Origin of the sequence: Candidatus Nitrosotalea sp. FS (assembly GCF_011319475.1) — an archaeon.
Taxonomy (GTDB): domain Archaea; phylum Thermoproteota; class Nitrososphaeria; order Nitrososphaerales; family Nitrosopumilaceae; genus Nitrosotalea.
Genome location: NZ_RCMC01000207.1, coordinates 1 through 2037 on the forward strand (window position 1 = coordinate 1; position 2037 = coordinate 2037).

The 2037-nt window shown below is 39.6% G+C and carries 2 protein-coding genes; one reads left to right on the forward strand and one right to left on the reverse strand.

The window, feature by feature from the left end:
- Window positions 1-80 precede the first annotated feature (80 nt).
- Window positions 81-521: a hypothetical protein gene (locus DYY66_RS07825; RefSeq protein ID WP_166287840.1), complete on the forward strand. Its 441-nt coding sequence runs from the start codon at window positions 81-83 to the stop codon at window positions 519-521.
- 134 nt (window positions 522-655) lie between these two features.
- On the opposite strand, the gene DYY66_RS07830 is transcribed toward DYY66_RS07825, so the two are convergent.
- Window positions 656-1690, reverse strand: a 1035-nt coding sequence (locus DYY66_RS07830) for a hypothetical protein (protein WP_218583672.1), incomplete at its 5' end; no start/stop codon positions are given.
- Window positions 1691-2037: the final 347 nt, after the last annotated feature.

Here is a 2037-nt window from a genome sequence, read left to right on the forward strand (position 1 = left end):
GACCTCAAATGGTATGTCGATAATCATCCAACACACCTCTGATAGTTGCAGGAACCGACGATGACCTATGGCAGAGCTACTTGTCAGTCAATACGCAGCCTGCTGCAGACTTTGTCAAGAGCTATCTGTGGAATCACAGCGCACCGGGCAAGGCCTATAACGGTACAACCGTTTCTGTGCCACATTCAGGTCTAGCTCAGATCTACGCAGGCCAAGCAGTTGCTGACTTTTTCGGCGTGCCAAACTCCGACCCACGTCATCCAGACGTATTAGGGCAAGTCCAGGTCGGTGTAGTCTACACTGGCGGCAGTAAGATTGCAGAGCACGGCGGCGATAATCCAGGCGACCGTGATGTTCCAATCCTCGTCTATGCACCAGGAATGGTAAAACCAGGCTCAAATGGAGACTGGGTCGAGACGACTCAGGTCGCACCGACAATCCTCAAGTTGCTCGGACTGCATCCACACGATCTTGATTCAGTACAGATCGAGCATACCAAAGTGCTGCCAGACTTGAAGTAATTTCTAACCATCCCTTTCTTTTTATTTTTCTAAGAAATAATGACTCTGGGTTCAGACCATGAGAGTTTAAGTCTTTACAGGACTCAAATCTTAGGTGGAGTAGAATTTTAATTATGAAAAATTTGAGATTATTCTTACCCTGTTCTACCTGTTATCAAATTATCATAGAATTGAGTTGTAGGTACAAACGTTCCATTAACTGCTATCGACGATCCTATTTGTGTCCAACCGGCACTAGATGAATAATCATCTTGAAAGATGATGCTAGTGGCATCCTCTACTGTCTCGTATATTTTGGTATTATCAATCTCTGCGGTCAACGTTCTTCCAGATCCGCATGGAGTACATCCGTCATGTTGTATGAAATTCAAATTATTGTTATAATCGGATTGTAAAATATTCAAAGTTACAGGAGAACCTTTCACATTAATTGTTCTGGCTGGGTCGGAAAATACACTTAACTCCAGTTGAGTTGGTGCTCTTTGTAGCCGAACATAATATTGTGTATCTGGAGATATTGAAATTCCTGTAGATGAAGTGGCGTTGGGACCTGTCCAACTGCGGTCTATCATTAATTGGTCTGCATTAAAACCATGCTCAACCATTATGATATGTGCAAAGTCTTGCTTAGCTGGATCATCTGATGTGGCAGAAAGAACGAATATCCAACTTCTTTGCATACTAGAAGCTGTAAATTTGTAATCAAAATCTGCACTCCATCCAGTTGAAGACAACGTTGATGGGAGATGCTTGAAGACACGGTTGTCTATCTCTCCACCTCCACCTGCAACATTATAGAATTTTACAACACCTGGAAAGGATACAGGCTTTTGCGGTATTGGTGGTGGGCATCCCACTGGAATTTCGCAGTTTGACTGTAATCTTTGTTCTAATGATGTAACCCTATTTTCTAATGATGCAATCCTGTCTTCCAACGATTTACTTTCATTTGAGATAGATGTTATGCTATTATTGAGTTGGACAATGACATTATGCTGATTTTCTATAGCTTGTTGACTAGAATTTAATTGAGATGTGAGAATCTTTATCATTTGTGATTGATCATTGTTTATAGTTCTTTGATCTAGTATCGACGTTTGTAAAATCGACATGGTTGAAATTGCGAATCCCAAGCTAATTGCTGATATCACAATTGCTACAAGTATGATNACAAGTATGATGATTTGTGTCCTGTTCACATTCTGATGTATTGCTCATCATAGATAAATAATTTTAAAATATTCAAAATAAAAAATTGGGAAAGGTGTTAGGTTTCACCCTAATAACCTGATTATTTTACGCCGCAGAAAGTTTCCATTCACTTCCCGCTTGTGATGAGGACACATTCGATCAATTGATGATTACACTCAAAATTAGAGGTTCAGACTTGTGAGAATCTGAAAATAATAATCAAGACAATTTCTTTATNTACTCAAAATTAGGGGTTCAGACCTGTGAAAGTCTGAAAATAATAATCAAGAAAGTTTCTTTATTGGAATGTTTATTGATTCAATTA